The organism is Limnohabitans sp. TEGF003 (assembly GCF_055395455.1).
Map to the genome: position 1 here is coordinate 1,429,339 of NZ_AP029225.1, position 21,491 is coordinate 1,450,829.

A 21,491-nucleotide genomic window follows, 5' to 3' on the forward strand; every position below is an offset into this window, starting at 1 on the left:
GGGTCTCCATCGCTGTGATGGCTGCAATCTTTTTTACAGGCTCAGTGGTCAGGCCAACATGGATACCCGCGTTCGCGGGCATGACAGCAGCATGTGGACCTGACCCACTGCAGCAGCATGTGGACCTACTTTACGGCGTCACACCCGGCTTGACCGGGTGTCCATCTCCAGGCGGTTTTTGCCTGTTTCATGAACCCTGTCCGTCTTGCCATGCCGCGTGTTTGTGCATGATGGCCTCAAACAGCGCAGAGGCTTCAAAAGCCGCCAGCCATGCGGCCAATGCGAGCCAGGACTGCTGTGCGAACCAGCCGGGGTCGGTGTGGGCGTATTGACGCACAAAGGGGGCGATGGCGGCATCGGCCAGGCCGAAACGATCGCCTGTCAGAAATGGCTGAGAACGGAGTCGTGCATCGAGCGTGTGCAGCCAAAGTGCGGCTGCATCGCGGTCGGCCACGCCGCTGGCCAGTCCTGATCGGTTCGGGTATTTGTAGCGGTCGAGCTGCTGTTTGAAGGGGCCGTCGTTGTGCGCGATCAGTGCCAAAGCTTCGGCCATGGCGGCTTCTGTGCCGGGCAGCCACCCCAACGGGTCGTGTTGATGCAGGGCCCACAGCACGATGTCCAGACTTTGCTCCAGCACCTGATCGCCTGCCGCAGCACGCAGCCACAAAACCGGGACTGTGCCTTTGGGCGACAAGGCCAGCATGTGGGCCGGTTTGTTTTTCAGCACCACCTCGCGGTGCTCGTACGCCAAGCCGCTGGCGTGAAGCGCCAGGCGTGCCCTCATGGCGTACGGGCAACGACGAAACGAATACAAAACGGGCAAAGTGTCGGACATGGCGGCAGTGTAAATCGCAGCCCCTGTGCAGGCCTGCAGCGCCTGTGCCAAGATGTGAGCCCTTTTACGGCAAGACACAGGAGACTCCCTTGAACCACAACCTGATTGAAGACACGCAAGCCCTGCTGGGTGGACGCATCGGTGCCTCGGGTGCCACACGCCGCGGCGCCTTGAAAGCCGCTTTGGGCGTGGGTTATGCCGCAGCAGCTTTGCCGATCATGGCGCAAACGGCCATCAAAACCCCCGCCACAGGCCTGATCTCGGGCGAGGTGACCATCGACGTGAACGGTTTCAAGATGCCCGCTTACCGCAGTGCGCCTGCGAGCAAGACCGGTTTGCCGGTGGTGCTGGTGATTTCCGAGATTTTCGGGGTGCACGAGTACATCGCCGACGTCACCCGGCGCCTGGCTCAGGCCGGTTATCTGGCGATCGCGCCCGAGCTGTTCGTCCGCCAGGGCGACGCCAAGGGCTACAGTGACATCCCCAAGCTGCAAGCCGAGGTGATTTCCAAGGTGCCGGATGCGCAAGTGATGGCTGACCTGGACGCCGCCGTGGCTTGGGCAGCCGCCAATGGGGGTGACACCGACAAATTGGCCATCACCGGCTTTTGCTGGGGCGGCCGCATCACCTGGCTGTACGCCGCACACCAGCCCAAGATCAAGGCGGGCGTGGCCTGGTATGGCCGGCTGGTGGGCAACGCCACCGCGCAAACACCTGCGCACCCCTTGGCCCTGGTGGGGCAGCTCAAGGCCCCGGTGTTGGGTTTGTACGGCGCGGCCGATACGGGCATCCCTCTTGACACGGTTGATAAGATGAAAGCCGAACTCGCACAAGGCCCCGCGGCAGCGAAAGCCAGCGAGTTTGTGGTTTATCCTGAGGCCCCGCACGCTTTCCATGCCGACTACCGCCCCAGCTACCGCAAGGCGGCGGCAGAAGACGGCTGGCAGCGTTTGCTGGCCTGGCTCAAACGCAACGGCGTGGCCTGATTGTTGGCGTGCAACAACCGCCCTTCAGGGCGAGGACTTTAAAAACCGCCCTTCGGGGCGGTTTGTTTTGGGATGCATGACGTCCCGGGAAACAAGATGACTTTATTGGCGATTCTGGTGGGGACTTTGGTGGCGGGCATTGGCAGCGTCTGGGTGGCGGCCTGGCTGAGTTTTGGCATCTTGAGCCGCTACACCCAGCACATGCTGAGCCTGGCGGCGGGGGCGTTGATGGCCACATCGTTCCTGCATTTGTTGCCGGAAGCCTTCGAGAGCGAGGCCGGGGCTCACGAGCTGTTTTTGACCTTGTTGGTGGGCTTGGTGTTTTTCTTTTTGCTCGACAAGGCCGAACTCTGGCACCACGGCCACGAGCATGGCCATGGCCACGACCACGGACATGGTCACCACGACCACGAGCATCACCACGATGCGCACCCAGCAGCCCATGCCCAGGCGCATGTTCACGGCAAGTCAACCCCTGGCGAGCCACCCCGGGGAGCCTGGGCGGTGCTCGCGGGGGACAGCGTGCATTGTTTTGGGGACGGCATCCTGATCGCTTCGGCCTTCATGGCGGACATGCGTTTGGGGGTGATCGCTGCGCTGGCCGTGCTGGCGCACGAAGTGCCCCACCACATGGGCGATCTGGCGGTGTTACGCCGGGGCAGCAGCAGTCGCCAGGCCGCGATCGTGAAGGTGTCCATGGCCGGTGCCATCACGGCCTTTGGCGGTGCCGTGGGCTATGTGTTGGTGGATGCCTTGCACGACTGGCTGCCGTTTTTCCTGGTGGTGGCCAGCAGCAGCTTTGTGTATGTGGCCCTGGCCGACCTGATTCCCCAATTGCAAAAACGCCTGTCCGCGCAAGAAACAGCCGCCCAGATCCTGTGGTTGGGCGTGGGCATTGGCATGGTGGTGCTGGTCAGCGCTGTGGCCGGGCACAACCACTGAAGCGCAGCTGTCTCAGCCTTGGGCGCAGGGCAGCCCGGGTGTGCGGCACCATTCGCTCCAGCTGCCCGCATACAGGGCAGTGGGGCCGAAACCGGCCAGCTCCATGGCGATCAGATTGGGCACGGCCGTGACGCCGCTGCCGCAGTGGTGCACCACGCTGCTGGCCGGGCGGCCTGCCAGCACTTGGCGCCATTCCGCCTTCAGCTGCTCGGGGCTTTTGAAGCGACCGTCTTCGGTGAAGTTCTCGGTGAAGGGTCGGTTCAAAGCGCCCGGAATGTGCCCCGCCACCGGGTCCAGTGGCTCCACCTCGCCCCGGTAGCGGGCCCCGGCGCGGGCATCGACCACGGTCTGGGTGGCCTGGCCCAGGGCGGCCGAGACCGCGTCGGTCAGCACCAGTTGGCGCAGCGGCGCTTTCAACTCAAAACGGGCAGGGGACGACACGGGTGTGGCTGGCCCTGAGGCCAAGGCGCCGCCCGCGTCCTTCCAGGCCTGCAGCCCGCCGTCGAGCACGGCCACGGCGTCGTGCCCCAGCCACTTGAGCATCCACCACAAGCGGCCGCAGTAGTGGCCTTTGTTGCGGTCGTACACCACGATCTGCATGCCGTTGTGAATGCCCAAACCACCCAGCCACTGCGCCACGATCTCGCGCTGCGGCAGGGGGTGACGCCCGCCGTTGACTGCTTGGCCCGGTTGGTGCGTGCTCAAGTCCTTGTCCAGGTGGGCGGGCAGGGCGCCTGCGATGCGTTCGCTGACAAAAAAACCATCGGCCAGCTCGGGTTTCATCAGGTCAAAGCTGCAGTCCAGCACGGCGCAGGGCGTGCCCTGGGCCTGCAGGGCTTGCAATTGGGCGGCGATGATGAGCAAGTTGTACATGGCAAAGGTCTCCGTTCAATGGTCTTCGGCCGGGGCGCGGGGCAGGGTGCGGTTGCGCAAGGCGGTGGCAGCGATGCCACTGGCGATGATCAAGGCCATGCCCGCCCAGCCGATCAGGGGAATCTGGTCGCCAAACAAAAACAGACCATACAACGCGGCAAACACAATGCCCGAGTATTGCAAATTGGCCACCACCAGCGTGGCGCCGCTGCTGTAGGCCTTGGTCATGCACAGCTGGCCCAGGGCGGCGAGCAAGCCAATGGGCAGCAACCACCAGGCCTGTGGCCAGACCCAGGCGCTGGGGCCGACGAAGAGCATGGCCACAGCGCCGGTGAGGGTGGTGCCGATGGAGAAATACAGCACGGTGCGGGCCTCGGGCTCGCCCATGCGGCCCAGCGCCGCCACTTGGATATAGGCCAGCGCTGCACCCAAGCCCGAAAGCAGACCGATCACGCCGGCAAACAGCTGGTTCTGCTCGATGGTGGGCCGCAAGATCATGACCACACCGGTAAAGCCTGCGATCACAGTGAGCACCACCGGACCTTGCCGTGTCATGTCTTGCACCCGGCCCATGACCAAGGTGCCGCCCACCAAGAAGGCGGCCACCCACACGCCGCTCATGTAGTTGAGCGTCATGGCGGTGGCCAGGGGCAAGTGGGCAATGGCATAAAACCAGGCGGTGAGCGAAGCCACGCCAATGACCGAGCGCCACACGTGCATGAGCGGGATGGGCGTGCGCAAGGGCACACGCTGGCTGCGGCAAATGGCGGCCATGAAAACAATGCCGATCACACCCCGGTAAAACACCAGCTCAAAGGTGTGGAAGTGCGCTGAGGCGAATTTGATGCAAACACTCATCGTCGCGAAAAACAGCGACGCCAGGATCATCCAGGAGGCTTGCATCCGTGAGCGCTTCAGAGGGTTTTCATTTGTTGTCGGTACCACTCGTGGAAGTGCTGCATGCCGTCTTCCATGGGGCTTTGGTAGGGCCCGACCTCGTTGTCGCCTCGCATCAGCAGGGCCTTGCGGCCCGCGTCCATGCGTTCGGCAATTTCGTCGTCTTCGATGCAGGTTTCCATGTAGGCGGCCTGCTGGGCTTCGACGAACTCGCGCTCAAAGGCCACGATTTCTTCGGGGTAGTAAAACTCCACCATGTTCAGCGTCTTGCTGGGGCTGATCGGGTGCAGGGTCGACACCGTGAGCACATGGGGGTACCACTCGACCATGATGTGCGGGTAATAGGTCAGCCAGATCGCACCGCGCTCGGGCAATTGACCGTTGCGGTACTTCAGCAGCACCTCGTGCCACTTTTTGTAAGTGTCCGAGCCGGGCTTGCCAAAGCCGCCCGACACGCCCACGGTTTGCACCGAATAGTGTTCCTTGAACTCCCAGCTCAGGTCGTCGCAGGTGACAAACTGGCCCAGACCCGGGTGGAAGGGGCCGACGTGGTAGTCCTCCAGATAGACCTCGATGAAGGTCTTCCAGTTGTAGTTGCATTCGTGCAGCTCGACCCGGTCCAGGGCGTAGCCTTCAAAATTCAGCAGCGCTCTGGGGCCCATGCCGGCCAGGTCGGCGGCGATGTCGCGACCGTTGTCCTCGAACAGCAGGCCGTTCCATTCCTGCAACTTGTAGTTGTTCAGGTTCAGGCAGGGGTCGTGCGCAAAGTGGGGTGCGCCCAGCAGCTCGCCGCTGGGCGAATAGGTCCAGCGGTGCAGCGGGCAGACGATGTTGCCGCCAGCGCTGCCCTTTTGCTGGGTCTGCAGGTTGCCCCGGCCGTTCAGCATGACGGCCTGGCGGTGGCGGCAGACGTTGGAGACGAGTTCGACCCCCCCTTGGGCATTGCGCACCAAGGCGCGGCCTTCAGCCTCGTGGGGCAGGGCGTAATAGTCGCCCGGGTGGGGCACCGCCAGCTGGTGGCCCACATAGCGTGGGCCTTGCCGGAAGAGCGTGTTCAATTCGCGCTGAAACAGCGCTTCATCGAAATAAGTGGAAACTGGTAGTTGGCTTGCGGCCTGCTGCAGTTGAAGACTTAAATCAGACATGGGTGACCTGACCTAGAGACTCCCCCTATGAAGGGGCAGGGACAAAGCGCTGAATTCAAGGAAAACTGCGCAAAAAAATGACAGGGAAACCCTGCCGATGAGCCGTGATTCTACCCCGGGGGGTGGGCCTTGCCGTGGGCTGTTTCACAAGCCGTTCAAAAATCAGGGCATCTCCGTCTTGCCGACTTGACGCTGCCCGGTGTCAGTCTTGCCAAGGCTTAAGGCCTAAAATCGGGTTTTTTTCCTCGGAACTCCCCATGCCCAAGGCCACCCCCTCCGACGCCGCTGACACCTCGGTAGCGCCCCTGCCCGCCACGTACGAAGCGGCTTTGTCGGAGTTGGAAGCGTTGGTGGGGCAGCTTGAATCGGGCCAAATGCCTTTGGACCAGCTTCTGACCGGCTACCAGCGTGGCGCGGCTTTGCTGGCGTTTTGCCGCGACAAGCTCAAGGCGGTGGAAGACCAGATCCAGGTGCTGGACGGCGGGCAACTCAAACCCTGGAGTGGCGCATGAGTCTGGACTTGAAAGCCTGGATGCAGCCGCATCTGGACCGTGTGGAACACGCTTTGTCGGCCGGTATCGCGGCCGAATCACCTGCGGCATTGGGCCAGGCCATGCGCTACGCGGTGCTGGACGGTGGCAAGCGCCTGCGCCCCTTGCTGGTGCTGGCCACGGCCGAGGCGGTGGGCGATGCGTCCAGCCACCCGGCGGCGCTGAATGCCGCCTGCGCCATTGAGTTGATCCATGCTTATTCGCTGGTGCACGACGACATGCCCTGCATGGACAACGACGTGCTGCGGCGCGGCAAACCCACGGTGCATGTGCAGTTTGGCGAGGCCCAGGCCTTGCTGGCGGGCGACGCCTTGCAGACGCTGGCCTTTGAATTTTTGACACCTCTGGATGGCAGCGTGCCTGCGGCGGTGCAGGCCGCCTGCGTGGGCTTGCTGGCCCGGGCTTCCGGTTACCAGGGCATGGCCGGGGGGCAGGCGATTGACCTGGCCAGCGTTGGCCAGCGCCTGACTGAAGACCAATTGCGCCAGATGCACCGCCTCAAAACCGGGGCGCTGCTGCTGTGCAGCGTGCAAATGGGCGCGGCCTGTGTGCCGGGCGTTTCTGCCCCTGTGCAAGCGGCGCTCCAGCGTTTTGGCGAGGCTCTGGGTCTGGCCTTTCAGGTGGTGGACGATGTGCTGGATGTGACGGCCGATTCGGCCACGCTGGGCAAAACTGCGGGCAAGGACGAAGCCGCCGACAAACCCACTTATGTGGCCCTGATGGGGCTGGAGGCGGCCAAGGCTTATGCCGATGCCCTGGCCCAGCAAGCCATGCAGGCGCTGGCCGACACCGGTTTGCCCGAGGCCCGTTTGGCCGCGCTGCGCGCGCTCACCGCCATGGTGGTAGAAAGAAACAACTGACATGACCGATTTGCTCAAGACCATCGACTCCCCGGCCGACCTGCGCCGCCTGCAGCGCACCGATTTGCCCCAATTGGCTGACGAGTTGCGTCACTGCGTGCTGGACAACGTCTCCAAAACCGGTGGGCATTTGAGCTCCAACTTGGGCACGGTGGAGTTGACAGTGGCTTTGCACTACGTCTTCAACACCCCGGAAGACCGCATCGTCTGGGATGTGGGTCACCAGACTTATCCGCACAAAATCCTCACAGGCAGGCGCGACCGCATGCCTACGCTGCGCCAATTTGGCGGCTTGTCGGGCTTTCCGCGCCGCGACGAGAGCGAATACGACACCTTCGGCACCGCGCATTCGTCCACCAGCATTTCGGCGGCTCTGGGCATGGCCGTGGCGGCCCGCCAAAAAGGCGAGTCGCGCCACTCCATCGCCGTGATCGGCGATGGCGCCATGACGGCCGGCATGGCTTTCGAGGCGCTGAACAACGCGGGCGTCGAAGAGTGCAAGCTGCTGGTGATCCTGAACGACAACGACATGTCGATCAGCCCGCCCGTGGGGGCGCTCAACCGCTACCTGGCCCAGCTCATGAGCGGGCGTTTTTACTCGGCGGCCAAGGCCGGGGCCAAGAATGTGCTGAAAAATGCACCGCCCTTGTTCGAGCTGGCCAAGCGGCTGGAAGAACACGCCAAGGGCATGGTGGTGCCCGCCACGCTGTTCGAGAAGTTCGGCTTCAACTACATCGGCCCGATCGACGGGCACGACCTGGAGTCGCTCATTCCGACGCTGGAGAACATCAAGCACCTGGACGGCCCGCAGTTTTTGCATGTGGTCACCAAAAAAGGCCAGGGCTACGACAAGGCCGAAGCCGACCCGGTGGCCTACCACGGCCCCGGCAAGTTCGACCCCAGCGTGGGCCTGGTGCCAGCGGCCACACCGGCCAAAACCACCTTCACCCAGGTGTTTGGCCAGTGGCTGTGTGACATGGCCGAAAAAGACATGCGCTTGGTGGGCATCACGCCCGCCATGCGCGAGGGCTCGGGCATGGTGGCTTTCCATCAGCGCTTTCCCAAGCGCTATTACGACGTGGGCATTGCCGAGCAGCATGCCGTGACCTTTGCTGCGGGCATGGCCTGCGAGGGCCTGAAACCCGTGGTGGCCATTTACTCCACCTTTTTGCAGCGCGGCTATGACCAATTGATCCACGATGTGGCCCTGCAAAACCTGCCGGTGGTGTTTGCGCTCGACCGCGCGGGCCTGGTGGGGGCCGACGGCGCGACCCACGCGGGGGCCTACGACATCGCCTACATCCGCTGCATCCCCAACATGAGCCTGGCCTGTCCGGCCGACGAGCGCGAGTGCCGCCAGCTGCTGAGCACCGCCTTTGCGCAGAACCACCCGGTGGCGGTGCGCTACCCGCGCGGCGCAGGCGTGGGCGCCGAGCCCGGGCGCGATCTGGACACCTTGCCCTTTGGCAAAGGCGAAGTGCGCCGCCAGGGCGAAAAAGTGGCCATTCTGGCCTTTGGCACCTTGCTGGCCCCGGCTTTGCAGGCCGCTGAAAAGCTGAACGCCAGCGTGGTCAACATGCGCTGGGTCAAACCGCTCGATGTCGACTTGCTGGCCCACATCGCCCAAAGCCACGAGCGCATCGTCACGGTGGAAGAGGGCTGCACCATGGGCGGTGCAGGCAGCGCTGTGGCCGAGGCCCTGCAGACTTTGCAGATCACCCGGCCTGTGTTGCACCTGGGCTTGCCAGACGAATTCATTGAGCACGGCGATCCGGCCAAACTGCTGGCCCTGCAGGGGCTGGATGCGGCGGGCATGGAGAAGTCCATTCGTCAGCGCTGGCCCGATCTGTGACCAGGTCCGGTCTGAATTTCTGGCGTTTCAGAGTCTGCCAGGGGCCTGGTGTGAAATTTTTTCAATTTTGAATCGAAGGGTAAACCCGGCCTGTTTGACCTTCTGCAGGTTTTTACAATATCGGATGACGCAATTGTCAGCGCCCGGCATGCCGGGCGTGTTTCTTATCTTTTAAGGAGTCCATTCATGGATCGTCGTTCCATTCTGAAAAATGCAGGCATTGCGGGAGTTTTGGCCGCAGGCGTTGCACCGGCTGTTCACGCCCAGGCCGCCATTCGCTGGCGCTTGGCTTCGAGCTTCCCCAAGTCTTTGGACACCTTGTTCGGTGGCTGCGAGATCTTTGCCAAGAAGGTCAAAGAGATGAGTGGTGGCAAATTCGAGATCACCACCCACCCCGCCGGTGAGTTGATGCCCGCCTTTGGCGTGCTGGACGGCGTGCAAAACGGCACCGTGGAATGCGCCCACACCGCGCCTTATTACTTCTTCGGCAAGGACGAAACCTTCGCCCTCGATTGCGCCATTCCCTTCGGCCTGAACAGCCGCCAGATGACCGCCTGGATGTACGAAGGCAATGGCATGAAGCTGCTGCGTGAGCACTACGCCAAGTTCAACGTGGTGAACTTCCCCATGGGCAACACCGGCACCCAGATGGGGGGCTGGTTCCGCAGAGAGATCAAGAAGGTTGAAGACCTCAAGGGCTTGAAGTTCCGCGTGGGAGGTTTCGCTGGCAAGGTGCTTGAGCGCATGGGTGTGGTGCCCCAGAACATTCCCGCTGGCGAGATTTACCAGTCGCTGGAAAAAGGCACGATCGACGCGGCCGAGTGGATCAGCCCGCACGACGACCTGAAATTGGGCCTGAACAAAGTGGCGCCCTTCTACTACTACCCCGGCTGGTGGGAAGGTGGCCCTCAGCTGTCCTTGTACGTCAACCAGAAGGCCTACGACGCATTGTCCGCTGAGAACAAGGCCATTGTCGATGCTGCCACGACCTACGCCCACACCATCATCCAGGCCCGTTACGACGCCAGCAACCCAGGCGCCCTGCGTCAGTTGGCAGCTCAGAAAACCAAGGTCCTGGCGTTCCCCAAGAACATGATGGACGTGGCTTTCAAGCACTCGGAAGCCTTGTACTCTGAACTGAGCGCCAAGAACCCGAACTGGAAGAAGGTTTACACCGACTACGCCAAGTTCCGCGCTGATTCCAACTGGTGGTTCCGTTTCGGCGAAGCCCGTTTCGACAACTTCATGCAGTCGCAAAAACTCTGAAGCCGATACCGGGCCAGCGCGCCCGGTTCGTCGACCCACCCGCTGCGCTTGCGCCCAGTGGGTTTTTTTATGGGCAGCACATCGGCATGGCTTCAGACGTGGCACAAGCCGCGCCGAATGACAGGCGAAAAAAAGCCCATCTGAAAACAGATGGGCTTGGATTGGGATGAATCAGGTGTTCAGCGCTTGGCGGCACCCGGCATGTCTTTCATCGGATCGTCTTCTGCGGCATCGTCCTTGGCCTCATCGGCTTGGAGGTCTGTGCCAGCCTTGTCGGCTTCTTCGCTGTCAGGGTCATCAAAGGCCGAGTCCGAGGCTTCGAGCGTCACGCTGTCCAGATCGACGGCCGTTGTGTTGGTCAGCGAGCCGGTCACCATCGACGGGAAGGCGATGATCGCCGCCACCATCAGCAACTGCAACGCGATGAACGCGATGGAGCCTTTGTAGATCTCGGTCGTCTTCACACTCGGAATGTTCTGGCCGGTGACGCGGTCGGTGTAGTCGTTGCGCGCGGCCACACTGCGCAGGTAGAACAGTGCAAAACCGAAGGGCGGGGTCAGGAACGATGTCTGCAGGTTCATGGCCACCATCACGCCGAACCAGATCAGGGCCTGGTCAGACGTCATGCCCGGCACCAACTCGGGCAGGATCTTGGCGGCCGCCGGGGCCAGCAGTGGCACCACGATGAAGGCGATTTCGAAGAAGTCGATGAACATGCCCAGCACGAAGATGAGCAGGTTCACCACGATCAAAAAGCCCAAGGCACCGCCGGGGATGTTTTCGAACAGGTGTTCGACCCAGATGTGCCCATCGGCCGCGTTGAAGGTGAAACTGAACACCGTGGAGCCAATCAGGATGAACAGCACAAAGGTGGACAGTTTGGCGGTGCTCTCCAGGGCCTGACGCGTCAGGTTCATATTCAGCTTGCCTTTGAGGCCAGCCAGCACCAGAGCACCCACTGCCCCCATGGCGCCACCTTCGGTGGGCGTCGCCACGCCCAGGAAGATGGTGCCCAGCACCAGGAAGATCAGGATCAGCGGCGGCATGAGCACAAAGGTGACCTGCTCGGCCAGGCGTGAAAGCAGGCCCAAGCCGGTGACGCGGTTGAACACCGACAGGCTCAGGGCCACCAAGGACGCGATGGTCATGGACAGGATGACCACCTCATCGCCAGGGGCTGGCATGGAGCGCTCGAGCCAGTCGCGCAGCAGCGCGTCGTGCACTTGGGCCCAGGCCACGCCCACCGCGGTGGCGACCACCAGCAAAGCCATCAGCGACTTGTGACCGGACTGGCCATTGCTTTCGCGGTAAATGCGTGCTTCAGCTGGCAAGGCAGGCACCATGGCTGGCTTGAAGATGGCCACGGCCACAATGAACAGGATGTACAAACCCACCAGCAACAAACCCGGCAACAAGGCACCGGCGTACATGTCGCCCACCGAGCGGCCCAGCTGGTCGGCCAGAACGATCAGCACCAGTGAGGGCGGAATGGCTTGCGCCAAAGTACCCGAAGCGGTGATCACGCCAGTGGCGATCACCCGGCTGTAGCCGTAGCGCAGCATGATGGGCAGCGAGATCAGGCCCATCGAAATGACGGCTGCAGCCACCACGCCCGTGGTGGCGGCCAGCAGGGCGCCCACCAAAATCACCGCGATGGCCAAGCCGCCGCGCACCGGACCAAACACCTGACCCACTGTTTCCAACAGGTCTTCGGCCATGCCCGAGCGTTCCAGCAAGATGCCCATGAAGGTGAAGAAGGGAATGGCCAGCAAGGTGTCGTTTTGCATGATGCCGAAGATGCGCAGGGGCAGGGCCTGGAACATGGTGGCTGGAAAGAGACCCGCCTCCATGCCGATGAAGCCAAACCCGAGACCGCATGCGGCCAGGGCAAACGCCACCGGAAAGCCGGTGATCAACAAGGCCAGCAGGCCCGCAAACATCAGGGGTACAAAGTTTTGCACCAGAAAAGAGGCTTCCATCATCGGGCTCCCTGGATTTCTTGCTGCAGTTCGGCAGCACGTTTTTCATCGTCGCTCTGGCTGTCTTCGTGGGCCAGGGTGTCTGGGCCCTGACCACGCAAAAAAGCCAGACGCTTGACCAACTCGGACAGGCTTTGCAGCAACAGCAGGGCAAAACCGACGGGGATCAGCAAATACACGGGCCAGCGAATCAAGCCACCTGCGTTGGATGACAGCTCGCCCGAGACAAAAGCCTGCATGAACATCGGCCATGACAAGGCGATGCTGAGCACGCAAAACGGGATCAAGGCCAGCACAATGCCGCCCACGTCGATCCAGTTGCGGGTGCGTGCACTCAGGCGGCTGGCCAGAAAATCAATCCGGACGTGCGCGTTGTTCAGCAAGCCATAACCGGCGCCGAGCAGAAACACAGCGGCAAACAGGTACCACTGGATTTCCAGCAAGGCGTTGGAGCTGCTGTCAAAAATTTTGCGCACGATGGCGTTGCCTGCGCTGATCAAGGTGGTGATCAGGACCAACCAGATCGTGATTTTCCCGATGGCGCGGTTGAGCGCATCGATCCAGCGGGACCATTGCAAAAGGGCATTCATAAGGGTTTTCCTCAGTCAAGAGCGGCGATTGTACGTGGGACGCAGACCGCGCCCGCATCGTGCATGCCTTGCAAGGGCTTGATGTTTTTTCAAAAAGCCCACACGGGTTAGGCGGCTGAAGCCAACCCTCGGGCGTTTTTGCTGGCGCTCACCACCAAGGCAGGCTCGCCTTGAGAGACTGCACCTGACCTGTGTCGGTGGGTACCTGATAACCCGCCAGGGTGTTGAGCTGAGTTTGCCAGCCTTCGCTGGACAACAGGGCCATGAGTTGCTGAACCGGATCGGTCGGCAAAGCGTCACGCAGACAAACCAGCCAGTAGCGCTCGGTCAACAGGGGAACGAAGTCCAAACCTTGGGCCCTTGCGGCTGCTTCGATGCCCAGACCTGTGTCGGCCTGTCCGGCGGCAATGGCGGCTGCTACAGCAGCATGCGAACTTTCTTCCCGGGTGTAGCCCGACACCTGCTCGGGTGCTGTGCCCTTGCTTTGTAACCAGTCATCCAGCAACAACCGGGTGCCTGTGCCCAGACTGCGGTTAACAAAGCGCAGACCTGTGCGCAGCAGGTCATCCCATCTGGTCAGCTGCAGGGGGTTGCCAGGGCGCACCATGAGGCCCTGGCTGCGCACGGCAAAGCTGATGAGTTTGTGTCGCCCTGTCTGCATCAGGGGTGCCAAGGTGCGGGCCATCAGGGAGTCAGCGCTTGGCTGGATAGGGGCATGGAAGCCAGCTACGGTGCACCGGCCCTCGTTCAAGGCCCGAATCGCATCCACACTGCCGCAAAACCGGATGTCCAGGTGCAGGCGTTGGCTGGCCGCGCGTTCGCGCAGCTGTACCAGTGCATCATCATGGCTGGCGTACAGAGCCAGCACCTGGCTGTCTGGGTCAAATGCGAGGGCAAAAGTTTTTTCCAGCTCCGCCTGCAGTGTGCTGATCTGCGGGGCCAGCCGCGCCTGTGCTTGACGTTCGGCCCACAGCAGCTTGTTGGCCAGCTCTGTCAGGCGGGCAGCTTGCCCTTTTTCCCAGACGATCAGATCTTGGCCCAGCACGCCTTCCCAGCGTTTGAGTTCCCCCCATACATGGCGGTAGGAAAGGCCCAAAGCTTTGGCGGCCATGGCGATGGAGCCGCTGCTGCGCACCGCTTGCAGCAAGTTCATGAGCGGGTGTTGCAGCGGCGAAGTGTCGGCGGTACGGTCGGACCCATCGGGCGACCATTGGTATGAAAGGTGAATATGAGGCACCACGCAAGTGTGCACCAAGAGCAACCTATGCACGGCATTTCATAACGGACATCCCTTATGCGCATGCGATCAAACGGCCCTTACCATCTGGCGCTTCATGAGCACTTTTACCGACAGCGCCCTGACGGCGCTGAACCTCGTCACTTCTTTCGATCCCGCCTTGTGGGTGGTCGTTTCCCGGTCTCTGGCCGTCAGCGCCACCGCCTGCCTGCTGGCCTATGGCGCGGGTGTCGCGCTGGGCGCCTGGCTGGCCGTGTCGCGCTTTGCCGGGCGCGGCGCGGTGCTGGTCGGCTTGAACACTTTGCTGGCGCTGCCCTCGGTGGTGGTGGGCTTGGTGGTGTATTTGCTGCTGTCGCGCACCGGGCCTTTGGGTTTTTTGGGCTGGATGTTCAGTTTTCAGGCCATGGTGCTGGCCCAGTTCATTTTGGTGGTGCCGGTGGTGGCCGCGCTGACGCGCCAGGTGGTCGAAGACGTGGAGCGTCAGCACGGCGAGCAGTGGGCCTCGCTGGGCGCAGGGCCCTGGGTGCGCAGCTTGCTGCTGGCCTGGGACGAGCGGCTGGCTTTGTTGACCATTGGCGTGACCGCTTTTGGCCGCGCCATCTCGGAGGTGGGCGCAGTGATGATCGTGGGCGGCAACATCGATGGCTTCACGCGCGTCATGACCACCGCCATCGCGCTGGAAACCAGCAAGGGCGATTTGCCGCTGGCGCTGGGTTTGGGCATGGTCTTGCTGGCGGTGGTGCTGCTGCTCAATGCGCTGGTGGCTGGGCTGCGCCTGTGGGGTGAGCAGCGGTATGCGCGGCCTGCCCCCCTGGACAGGACGTTGGGGGTGCAGCCATGAACACCGCTCAGATCAGCTTGGACGCAGTGAGCGTGCAGCTTGGGGCGCAAGCGGCCCTGACGGGTGTGAGCTTGCGCATCGCGGCGTGCGAGCGCGTAGCGCTGGTGGGTGCCAACGGTTCGGGCAAGAGCACTTTGCTGCGCACCTTGCATGGGCTGGTGCCTCCCACGCAAGGCCGGGTGCAACAAGCGCCGGGGGTGCGTCAGGCCATGCTGTTTCAAAGGCCGCATTTGTTGCGCCTGTCGGCTTTGAACAATGTGGCGCTGGGCTTGTGGCTGGACCGCACACGCGGCCTGTCTTGGGCCGCTGCCAAGGTCTTGGCGCTGCAGGCCTTGCAGCGCGTGGGTTTGTTGTCGGTGGCGCAGCAAAATGGGCGCCAGTTGTCGGGTGGGCAGCAGCAGCGCTTGGCCTTGGCCCGCGCCTGGGCGCGTCAGCCCGATGTGCTGCTGCTGGACGAGCCCACAGCCAGTCTGGACCCGCATGCGAAACGCGAAGTTGAAGCCTTGATGGCCGAATTTGCTTGTGCGTCAGAACGCCCTTTGACCTTGGTCTGGGCCAGCCACAACTTGGGCCAAGTCAAGCGCTTGGCCACCCGTGTCATTTATCTGGAGTTCGGCCAAGTGATGGCCGATATGCCGGTGGCCGATTTTTTCAACCTCGCCGTGCTGGCAGAGCACAGCCCGGCAGCCCATGCTTTTGTTCAAGGAGAACTTTCATGACCTTCCCATCTTCCATCACCCGTCGCGCTCTGGTGTGTGCGGTTTTGGCCACCACCTCGGTCTGGGCACAAGCCCAATCCATCGTCATGTCGTCCACCACGTCCACCGAACAGTCGGGTTTGTTTGCGCACTTGTTGCCCGCCTTCAAAAAAGTCAGCGGACTGGACGTGAAAGTCGTGGCCTTGGGTACGGGCCAAGCGCTGGACATGGCGCGGCGAGGTGACGCCGACGTCGTGTTTGTGCACGACCAGACAGCCGAAGAAAAATTTGTCGCCGATGGCTTCGGCATCAAGCGCTTGCCCGTGATGTACAACGACTTTGTGCTGATCGGCCCCAAGGCCGACCCAGTAGCCACCAAAGGCAAAGACATCGTGGCGGCCTTGGCCAAGTTATCGGCGGGTAATGCAGCGTTTGTTTCGCGTGGAGACAAGAGCGGCACGCACGCGGCCGAATTGCGCTTCTGGAAGATGGCCAACCGATTCGAGAACAAAGGCAGCGGCTACAAGGAATGCGGCTGCGGCATGGGGCCGGCGCTGAACATCGCCGCATCCACCGGTGCCTATGTGCTCGCCGACCGAGCCACCTGGCTGAACTTCAAGAACCGCGCCGATCTGGCCATTCTGGTGGAAGGGGACAAGCGACTCTTTAACCAATACGGCGTGATGGTGGTCAACCCCGCCAAACACCCGCACGTCAAGCAAGCCGATGCCCAGAAGTTTGTCGACTGGATCACCTCGCCCGCAGGCCAAGGTGTGATTGCCGATTACAAAATCGGCGGCGAGCAGTTGTTCTTCCCGAACGCAGGCCCGTGATCAGCTTTTGGGGTTGCCCAGCTTGCGGTACACCGTGGCACGGCTGATACCCAAGGCACGGGCGGCTTCGGCCACATTGCCACGCGCCTGACTCACCGCCTCACGGATCATGTCGGTCTGCACATCTTTGAGGGGCTTGGCCGCAGGGCCCGTCCGATGCGTGTGCCCATGGGGCTTGGCGTTTTGGGCCGAGGCCCCAGGGCGCATGGCCTGCGTTTGCAAACGCAGACCTGACCACAGCGGCAGCTCTTGTGCGCGGCCCTCGCGGCTGGCAGCATCGAACAGGTTTTCCCAAGGCGAGGCAAACACGTCGCTGGCGTGCAGGGCCTGACCGTGCGCGGCGGGTGACAAGGACAGCATTTGCCGAGCGGTGGGGTTGGCCCCCACGATGTGGCCGTCGGTGTCCAGGGTCAGCAGGCCGTCGCTGTCGTCTCCGGGCTGGTTGCCAGGCCAGTTCAGGCGCAAGACCAAGGCATGCGCGTTGGAGAGCAGCCAGCTGTTTTCGATGCTGCGGGCCGAGCGGCGCACCAGGTGTTTCAGGGCAGGGCGCTCGGTGGTCTCGATGCCGGTCAGGTCGAGCATGCCCGCGCACAGGCCATCGGGCCCGAACACTGGTGCACCCGCGCAACTGTAGACACTGGTGTCCTGAAAAAAGTGTTCGCCCCGGTGCAGCCAGACCGGTTGCAACTCGGTCAGGGCGGCGCTGATGGCGGTGGTGCCCACGGCTTTTTCGGACAAATCCACCCCCACCCGGGCGATCACCTCGGCGCGGCGGTCTTGCCGGTCCACCGGGCCGTGCACGTCGACCACGATGCCTTCGGCATTGGTCAGGATGGCGAAATAGCGTATGTCGGCAATGGCCCGGGCCAGCTCCACCAGCACCGGCTGGGCCGCCTGCACCAGGGGGCGGCTGGCTTCCTGCACGCGTCGCATGTGCTGGGCCGAGATGGCCTCAAAGCCCACGGGCTGCCCCGGCTGCAGGCCCATGCCCAGACAGCGCTGCCACGATTGGGCGATCCAGGGTGAAACACCCGCACCCTTGGCCTCAGCTTGTCCCTGAAAAACCAGTTGGCGTGCATGTGCGATGCGGTCGAGGCGGTCACTGGAAAGTGAAGTCATGGACATGTCAGGTGTGTATCAAGCTGAGAATTTTTACCACGACCCTGCCAAACCTAGGGTTAATCCGCATCGGTTTGCAAGGGCATGCGCCAACAATGGCTGTGCATTCTGATTCATCAGCGTGGGCTTGACCAGTCCGCCACACCACAGGAGATCCACATGCAGAAAGTCCTGCACATCAACCCGGACAAATGTACCGGCTGCTTGCAGTGCGAAATGGCCTGTTCTTTCGAGAACTATGGCTCCTACGCCACTTCCAAATCGCGCATCAAGGTGTTCGACTTCCACCACACCGGTAAAAAAGTGCCCTACACCTGCACCCAGTGCGACGAAGCCTGGTGCCTGCATGCCTGTCCTGTGGAAGCCATCACCGTGGACAAAGCCACCGGCGCCAAAGTGGTCAACGAGTCCACTTGCGTGGGCTGCAAGGTCTGCACCATCGCCTGCCCATTTGGCACCATCAACTACGTGCAAGAGACCGGCAAGGTGCAAAAGTGCGACCTGTGCGGTGGCGACCCGGCTTGCGTCGAGGCCTGCCCCACAGGCGCCATCACCTTCGTAGACGCCAACTGGACCGGCATCGACAAGATGAAGCAGTGGGCCGACAAGTTGGGCAATCAGCCCTCTGCCGCTTAATTCACCACCCATAAGGAGCTTCAACATGTCTTGGGCTGGAAAAATCCTCCGCGTCAACCTCACGGCTGGCACCGTCAAATCCGAACCGCTGAACATGGAATGGGCGCGTGCCTACATCGGTTCGCGCGGTCTGGGCAGCAAATACCTGATCAACGAAGTCGACCCCAAAGTCAACCCGCTGTCGGCCGACAACAAAATCATCTGGGCCACTGGCCCACTGACCGGCACCATGGCCTCCACCGGTGGCCGCTACACCGTCATCACCAAAGGCCCGCTCACCGGGGCGATTGCTTGCTCCAACTCGGGCGGCTATTGGGGTGCCGAGCTGAAGATGGCCGGTTGGGACATGATCATTTTTGAAGGCGCATCGGCCAAGCCGGTGTACCTCTACATCAACGACGATGTGGCCGAGCTGCGTGATGCGGGTCACCTGTGGGGCCAAAGTGTCTGGAAAACCGAGGAAATCCTCAAGACCAGCCTGCAAGACCCGCTGCTGCGTGTCTCGAGCATCGGCAAGGCCGGTGAAAACAAGGTGCTGTACGCCGCTGTGGTGAACGACCTGCACCGTGCGGCTGGCCGCTCGGGCGTGGGCGCCGTGATGGGCAGCAAGAACCTCAAGGCCATTGCTGTGCGCGGCACCAAGGGTGTGGGCAACATCCGCGACCCCAAGGCCTTCATGAAGGTGACCTTCGAGAAGAAGAAAATCCTCGCTGAAAACGCCGTCACTGGCCAGGGCCTGCCCGCTTACGGCACCCAGGTGTTGATGAACGTGATCAACGAGATGGGCGCCTTGCCCACGCGCAACCACCGCGACGTGCAGTTCGAAGGTGCGAAAGACATCTCCGCCGAAGCCATGGCTACACCACGCGAGACCGACGGCAAGAAGCACCTGGTGACCAACCAGGCCTGCTTCGGCTGCACCATCGCCTGCGGCCGCATCAGCAAGATGGACGAAGGCCACTTCACCGTGCAGAACAAGCCGCAGTACTGGGGCGCCAACGGTGGCCTGGAATACGAAGCGGCCTGGGCGTTGGGCGCGGCCAACGGTGTGAACGACCTGGAAGCTTTGCAGTACGCGAACCTGCTGTGCAATGAAGAGGGCTTCGACCCCATCAGCTTCGGCGCGACCGTGGGCGCGGTCATGGAGCTCTACGAGATGGGCGTCTTGACCAAAGAGCAGCTGGGCATCGACGCCAAATTCGGCTCGGCCCAAGCGCTGGCGCACTTTGCCGAAATCACGGCCAAGGGTGAAGGCTTCGGTGTCGAGATCGGCCAAGGCTCCAAGCGCCTGACGGCCAAGTACGGCCACCCCGACTTGTCGATGAGCGTCAAGGGCCAGGAATTCCCGGCTTATGACGGCCGCTCGATCCAGGGCATTGGCTTGGCGTATGCCACTTCCAACCGCGGTGCTTGCCACCTGCGCGGCTACACCATCGCTTCTGAAGTGCTGGGTATCCCGGTCAAGACCGACCCACTGGAGCACGAAGGCAAGCCCGAGCTGGTCAAGGCTTTCCAGGACGCGACCGCCGCTTTCGATTCGTCCGGTCTGTGCGTGTTCACCACCTTTGCTTGGGGGGTGGCCGATTTGGCCCCGCAACTGCAAGCCGCGTGCGATGACGCTTACACCACCGAAGAGCTGGAGAAAATCGGCGAGCGCATCTGGAACATGGAGCGCGAGTTCAACAACGCCGCAGGTTTCACCAAGGCCGATGACAACCTGCCCAAGCGCCTCATGACCGAAGCCGCCAAAACCGGTCCGTCCAAAGGCAAGGTGAGCATGCTGCCCGAGATGCTGCCCAAGTACTACGCCGCACGCGGCTGGGACAGCGAAGGCCGCCCCACTGCCGAGACCAAGGCGCGTTTGGGCCTGTGAGCCAAGTCCCTGTGGGAGCAATCCCCTGTTCGCGAAACTTTCGCAGCAGGGGCTTGCTTTTGCAGGTGTCCAAGCGGCCTGAGGGCCGCTCTTTGTTTCTGGAGTCCGATTCATGACCCACCACGTCATCTTGGGCGCAGGCCCTGCCGGCGTCATCGCCGCCGAGACCCTGCGCAAGCACGCCCCGAACGACACCATCACCCTGGTGGGCGATGAGCCCGATGCGCCTTACTCGCGCATGGCCATCCCTTACCTCTTGATCGGCAACATCGACGAACGCGGCACCTACCTGCGCAAGAGCGCCACGCACTTTGATGATTTGCGCATCACCCAGGTCAAGGCCAAGGTGACGCGTGTGGACGCGGCGGGCAAAACCGTTCAGCTGGACAACGGGCAGTCGATCAGTTTTGACAAGCTCTTGATCGCCACCGGCTCGCACCCGGTGCGCCCCCCCATTGCGGGCATGGACTTGCCCGGGGTGCACCCGTGCTGGACGCTGGAAGACGCCCGGGCCATCCAGGCGCTGGCCAAGCCCGGTGCCCGTGTCTTGCAAATGGGTGCGGGCTTCATCGGCTGCATCATCATGGAAGCGCTGGCCGTACGCGGTGTGAAGCTCAGCGTGGTGGAGATGGGCGACCGCATGGTGCCGCGCATGATGGGTCCGGTGGCGGGCGGCATGATCCGCGACTGGTGCGAGGCCAAGGGCGTGCAGGTGTTCACCGGCACCAAGGTGGAGGCGATCGAGTCGGGTGCAGAAAAAGGCTTGCTGGGCAAACTGGCGGCAGCGGTGGGCATGTCTTCTGACGATGCCTCTGGTGCATTGCGGGTGCGCCTGTCCAACGGCCAGACCGTCGAGGCTGATCTGGTTATCAGCGCCACGGGCGTGCGCCCGGCCATCGGCTTTTTGGAAGGCAGCGGGATCACTTGCCTGCAAGGCGTCTTGACGGACCAGCACCTGCAAACCAATGTGCCCGGCATTTACGCCGCGGGCGACTGCGCCGAAGCCTTTGACCTGGTCAGCGGCAAAACCATCGTGAGCGCCATCCAGCCCAACGCGGCCGAACAGGCCCGCGTGGCTGCGCTCAACATGCTGGGTCAAAAGACAGAGCTCAAAGGCGTCACGCAAATCAACGTGCTCGACACCCTGGGTTTGATCTCGACCAGCTTTGGCAATTGGGAAGGCGTGGCCGGTGGCCAGTCGGCCGTGTTGACCGACAAGGCGGCCGGACGGCACCTGAGCCTGCAGTTCAAGGACGATGTGATGGTGGGTTGCAACAGCGTGGGCTGGACCGAGCACGTGGGCGTGATGCGTGGTCTGGTCGAAGGCCAAATCCACTTGGGTGACTGGAAAGATCGGTTGATGCAGGACCCCACGAAGCTGATGGATGCCTACCTGGACTGCGCACAAGGACAAGGCCGCTGGAGCGGGGCGGCCGATGCCCGTCGCCGATGAAGTGATGGCCACTGAGGTCACAATC

General features: G+C 62.4%; 20 protein-coding genes. 12 read left to right on the top strand and 8 right to left on the bottom strand.

Annotation, left to right across the window (positions count from 1 at the left end; translation table 11 throughout):
* Positions 1 to 187: 187 nt before the first annotated feature.
* Positions 188 to 835 (bottom strand): glutathione S-transferase N-terminal domain-containing protein, encoded by a 648-nt coding sequence (locus ACZ5RT_RS07025; protein ID WP_464453998.1) that lies wholly within the window; start codon positions 833 to 835, stop codon positions 188 to 190.
* 89 nt (positions 836 to 924) lie between these two features.
* Between ACZ5RT_RS07025 and ACZ5RT_RS07030 the strand changes: the two genes are divergently transcribed.
* Positions 925 to 1,821: a dienelactone hydrolase family protein gene (locus ACZ5RT_RS07030; protein ID WP_464453999.1), complete on the top strand. Its 897-nt coding sequence runs from the start codon at positions 925 to 927 to the stop codon at positions 1,819 to 1,821.
* A 96-nt stretch (positions 1,822 to 1,917) separates the two neighbouring features.
* On the top strand, positions 1,918 to 2,763 hold the full coding sequence (locus ACZ5RT_RS07035) for a ZIP family metal transporter (RefSeq protein WP_291929774.1): 846 nt from the start codon (positions 1,918 to 1,920) through the stop codon (positions 2,761 to 2,763).
* A gap of 12 nt (positions 2,764 to 2,775) precedes the next feature.
* Here ACZ5RT_RS07035 and ACZ5RT_RS07040 read toward each other — a convergent pair whose 3' ends face one another.
* The 3 genes from ACZ5RT_RS07040 to ACZ5RT_RS07050 are packed head-to-tail and all read right to left on the bottom strand — an operon-like array spanning position 2,776 to position 5,678.
* The gene (locus ACZ5RT_RS07040; RefSeq protein WP_464454000.1) at positions 2,776 to 3,636 is read right to left on the bottom strand and encodes a sulfurtransferase; all 861 of its coding nucleotides are present in this window, start codon (positions 3,634 to 3,636) and stop codon (positions 2,776 to 2,778) included.
* Positions 3,637 to 3,651: 15 nt separating this feature from the next.
* Entirely contained in the window at positions 3,652 to 4,539 is an 888-nt protein-coding gene (locus tag ACZ5RT_RS07045; RefSeq protein ID WP_291929778.1) for a DMT family transporter, read from the bottom strand.
* Positions 4,540 to 4,550: 11 nt separating this feature from the next.
* Positions 4,551 to 5,678: an aromatic ring-hydroxylating oxygenase subunit alpha gene (locus tag ACZ5RT_RS07050; RefSeq protein WP_464454001.1), complete on the bottom strand. Its 1,128-nt coding sequence runs from the start codon at positions 5,676 to 5,678 to the stop codon at positions 4,551 to 4,553.
* Between the two features lie 257 nt (positions 5,679 to 5,935).
* On the opposite strand from ACZ5RT_RS07050, the gene ACZ5RT_RS07055 reads away from it, so the two are divergent.
* From ACZ5RT_RS07055 to ACZ5RT_RS07070, 4 genes are all read left to right on the top strand, one after another.
* Complete coding sequence (locus ACZ5RT_RS07055; protein WP_422172039.1) at positions 5,936 to 6,190, top strand: exodeoxyribonuclease VII small subunit; 255 nt, start codon at positions 5,936 to 5,938, stop codon at positions 6,188 to 6,190.
* On the top strand, positions 6,187 to 7,089 hold the full coding sequence (locus tag ACZ5RT_RS07060) for a polyprenyl synthetase family protein (RefSeq protein WP_464454002.1): 903 nt from the start codon (positions 6,187 to 6,189) through the stop codon (positions 7,087 to 7,089). The genes ACZ5RT_RS07055 and ACZ5RT_RS07060 overlap by 4 nt, the downstream gene beginning before the upstream one ends.
* 1 nt (position 7,090) lies before the next feature.
* The gene (dxs, locus tag ACZ5RT_RS07065; protein WP_464454003.1) at positions 7,091 to 8,941 is read left to right on the top strand and encodes a 1-deoxy-D-xylulose-5-phosphate synthase; all 1,851 of its coding nucleotides are present in this window, start codon (positions 7,091 to 7,093) and stop codon (positions 8,939 to 8,941) included.
* Between the two features lie 186 nt (positions 8,942 to 9,127).
* Entirely contained in the window at positions 9,128 to 10,207 is a 1,080-nt protein-coding gene (locus tag ACZ5RT_RS07070; protein ID WP_464454004.1) for a TRAP transporter substrate-binding protein, read from the top strand.
* A gap of 179 nt (positions 10,208 to 10,386) precedes the next feature.
* Here ACZ5RT_RS07070 and ACZ5RT_RS07075 read toward each other — a convergent pair whose 3' ends face one another.
* The 3 genes from ACZ5RT_RS07075 to ACZ5RT_RS07085 form a co-directional block, all read right to left on the bottom strand.
* A complete protein-coding gene (locus tag ACZ5RT_RS07075) occupies positions 10,387 to 12,186 on the bottom strand; it encodes a TRAP transporter large permease (protein WP_464454005.1) in 1,800 nt (599 codons plus the stop codon).
* Positions 12,186 to 12,776 carry a TRAP transporter small permease subunit gene (locus ACZ5RT_RS07080; RefSeq protein WP_464454006.1) on the bottom strand — a complete coding sequence of 197 codons (591 nt, stop codon included), beginning with the start codon at positions 12,774 to 12,776 and terminating at the stop codon, positions 12,186 to 12,188. Before ACZ5RT_RS07080 ends, ACZ5RT_RS07075 begins: the two co-directional genes overlap by 1 nt.
* Before the next feature lie 148 nt (positions 12,777 to 12,924).
* Positions 12,925 to 14,013 (bottom strand): substrate-binding domain-containing protein, encoded by a 1,089-nt coding sequence (locus ACZ5RT_RS07085; RefSeq protein ID WP_464454007.1) that lies wholly within the window; start codon positions 14,011 to 14,013, stop codon positions 12,925 to 12,927.
* 97 nt (positions 14,014 to 14,110) lie between these two features.
* Between ACZ5RT_RS07085 and ACZ5RT_RS07090 the strand changes: the two genes are divergently transcribed.
* Genes ACZ5RT_RS07090 through ACZ5RT_RS07100 form a run of 3 tightly spaced genes read left to right on the top strand, consistent with a single transcriptional unit; the run spans position 14,111 to position 16,385 of the window.
* On the top strand, positions 14,111 to 14,854 hold the full coding sequence (locus ACZ5RT_RS07090; RefSeq protein WP_464454008.1) for an ABC transporter permease: 744 nt from the start codon (positions 14,111 to 14,113) through the stop codon (positions 14,852 to 14,854).
* Positions 14,851 to 15,573, top strand: a complete 723-nt coding sequence (locus tag ACZ5RT_RS07095; protein WP_464454009.1) for an ATP-binding cassette domain-containing protein — start codon at positions 14,851 to 14,853, stop codon at positions 15,571 to 15,573. Before ACZ5RT_RS07090 ends, ACZ5RT_RS07095 begins: the two co-directional genes overlap by 4 nt.
* Positions 15,570 to 16,385: an ABC transporter substrate-binding protein gene (locus ACZ5RT_RS07100; RefSeq protein ID WP_464454010.1), complete on the top strand. Its 816-nt coding sequence runs from the start codon at positions 15,570 to 15,572 to the stop codon at positions 16,383 to 16,385. Before ACZ5RT_RS07095 ends, ACZ5RT_RS07100 begins: the two co-directional genes overlap by 4 nt.
* Here ACZ5RT_RS07100 and ACZ5RT_RS07105 read toward each other — a convergent pair whose 3' ends face one another.
* Positions 16,386 to 17,504, bottom strand: coding sequence for a helix-turn-helix domain-containing protein (locus tag ACZ5RT_RS07105; RefSeq protein WP_464454011.1), 1,119 nt, complete (start codon positions 17,502 to 17,504; stop codon positions 16,386 to 16,388).
* 159 nt (positions 17,505 to 17,663) lie between these two features.
* On the opposite strand from ACZ5RT_RS07105, the gene ACZ5RT_RS07110 reads away from it, so the two are divergent.
* From ACZ5RT_RS07110 to ACZ5RT_RS07120, 3 genes are all read left to right on the top strand, one after another.
* Positions 17,664 to 18,140 carry a 4Fe-4S dicluster domain-containing protein gene (locus tag ACZ5RT_RS07110; protein ID WP_108427664.1) on the top strand — a complete coding sequence of 159 codons (477 nt, stop codon included), beginning with the start codon at positions 17,664 to 17,666 and terminating at the stop codon, positions 18,138 to 18,140.
* A 25-nt stretch (positions 18,141 to 18,165) separates the two neighbouring features.
* Positions 18,166 to 20,013: an aldehyde ferredoxin oxidoreductase family protein gene (locus ACZ5RT_RS07115; protein ID WP_464454012.1), complete on the top strand. Its 1,848-nt coding sequence runs from the start codon at positions 18,166 to 18,168 to the stop codon at positions 20,011 to 20,013.
* Between the two features lie 112 nt (positions 20,014 to 20,125).
* Positions 20,126 to 21,466, top strand: a complete 1,341-nt coding sequence (locus ACZ5RT_RS07120) for an NAD(P)/FAD-dependent oxidoreductase (protein WP_464454013.1) — start codon at positions 20,126 to 20,128, stop codon at positions 21,464 to 21,466.
* The last annotated feature ends 25 nt before the right edge of the window (positions 21,467 to 21,491 follow it).

Coding starts and splice junctions, on each gene's coding strand:
- ACZ5RT_RS07025 (WP_464453998.1), bottom strand. CDS start 835: ATGTCCGACACTTTGCCCGTTTTGTATTCGTTTCGTCGTTGCCCGTAC.
- ACZ5RT_RS07035 (WP_291929774.1), top strand. CDS start 1,918: ATGACTTTATTGGCGATTCTGGTGGGGACTTTGGTGGCGGGCATTGGC.
- ACZ5RT_RS07040 (WP_464454000.1), bottom strand. CDS start 3,636: ATGTACAACTTGCTCATCATCGCCGCCCAATTGCAAGCCCTGCAGGCC.
- ACZ5RT_RS07045 (WP_291929778.1), bottom strand. CDS start 4,539: ATGCAAGCCTCCTGGATGATCCTGGCGTCGCTGTTTTTCGCGACGATG.
- ACZ5RT_RS07050 (WP_464454001.1), bottom strand. CDS start 5,678: ATGTCTGATTTAAGTCTTCAACTGCAGCAGGCCGCAAGCCAACTACCA.
- ACZ5RT_RS07055 (WP_422172039.1), top strand. CDS start 5,936: ATGCCCAAGGCCACCCCCTCCGACGCCGCTGACACCTCGGTAGCGCCC.
- ACZ5RT_RS07060 (WP_464454002.1), top strand. CDS start 6,187: ATGAGTCTGGACTTGAAAGCCTGGATGCAGCCGCATCTGGACCGTGTG.
- dxs (WP_464454003.1), top strand. CDS start 7,091: ATGACCGATTTGCTCAAGACCATCGACTCCCCGGCCGACCTGCGCCGC.
- ACZ5RT_RS07070 (WP_464454004.1), top strand. CDS start 9,128: ATGGATCGTCGTTCCATTCTGAAAAATGCAGGCATTGCGGGAGTTTTG.
- ACZ5RT_RS07075 (WP_464454005.1), bottom strand. CDS start 12,186: ATGGAAGCCTCTTTTCTGGTGCAAAACTTTGTACCCCTGATGTTTGCG.
- ACZ5RT_RS07080 (WP_464454006.1), bottom strand. CDS start 12,776: ATGAATGCCCTTTTGCAATGGTCCCGCTGGATCGATGCGCTCAACCGC.
- ACZ5RT_RS07090 (WP_464454008.1), top strand. CDS start 14,111: ATGAGCACTTTTACCGACAGCGCCCTGACGGCGCTGAACCTCGTCACT.
- ACZ5RT_RS07095 (WP_464454009.1), top strand. CDS start 14,851: ATGAACACCGCTCAGATCAGCTTGGACGCAGTGAGCGTGCAGCTTGGG.
- ACZ5RT_RS07100 (WP_464454010.1), top strand. CDS start 15,570: ATGACCTTCCCATCTTCCATCACCCGTCGCGCTCTGGTGTGTGCGGTT.
- ACZ5RT_RS07105 (WP_464454011.1), bottom strand. CDS start 17,504: ATGACTTCACTTTCCAGTGACCGCCTCGACCGCATCGCACATGCACGC.
- ACZ5RT_RS07110 (WP_108427664.1), top strand. CDS start 17,664: ATGCAGAAAGTCCTGCACATCAACCCGGACAAATGTACCGGCTGCTTG.
- ACZ5RT_RS07115 (WP_464454012.1), top strand. CDS start 18,166: ATGTCTTGGGCTGGAAAAATCCTCCGCGTCAACCTCACGGCTGGCACC.
- ACZ5RT_RS07120 (WP_464454013.1), top strand. CDS start 20,126: ATGACCCACCACGTCATCTTGGGCGCAGGCCCTGCCGGCGTCATCGCC.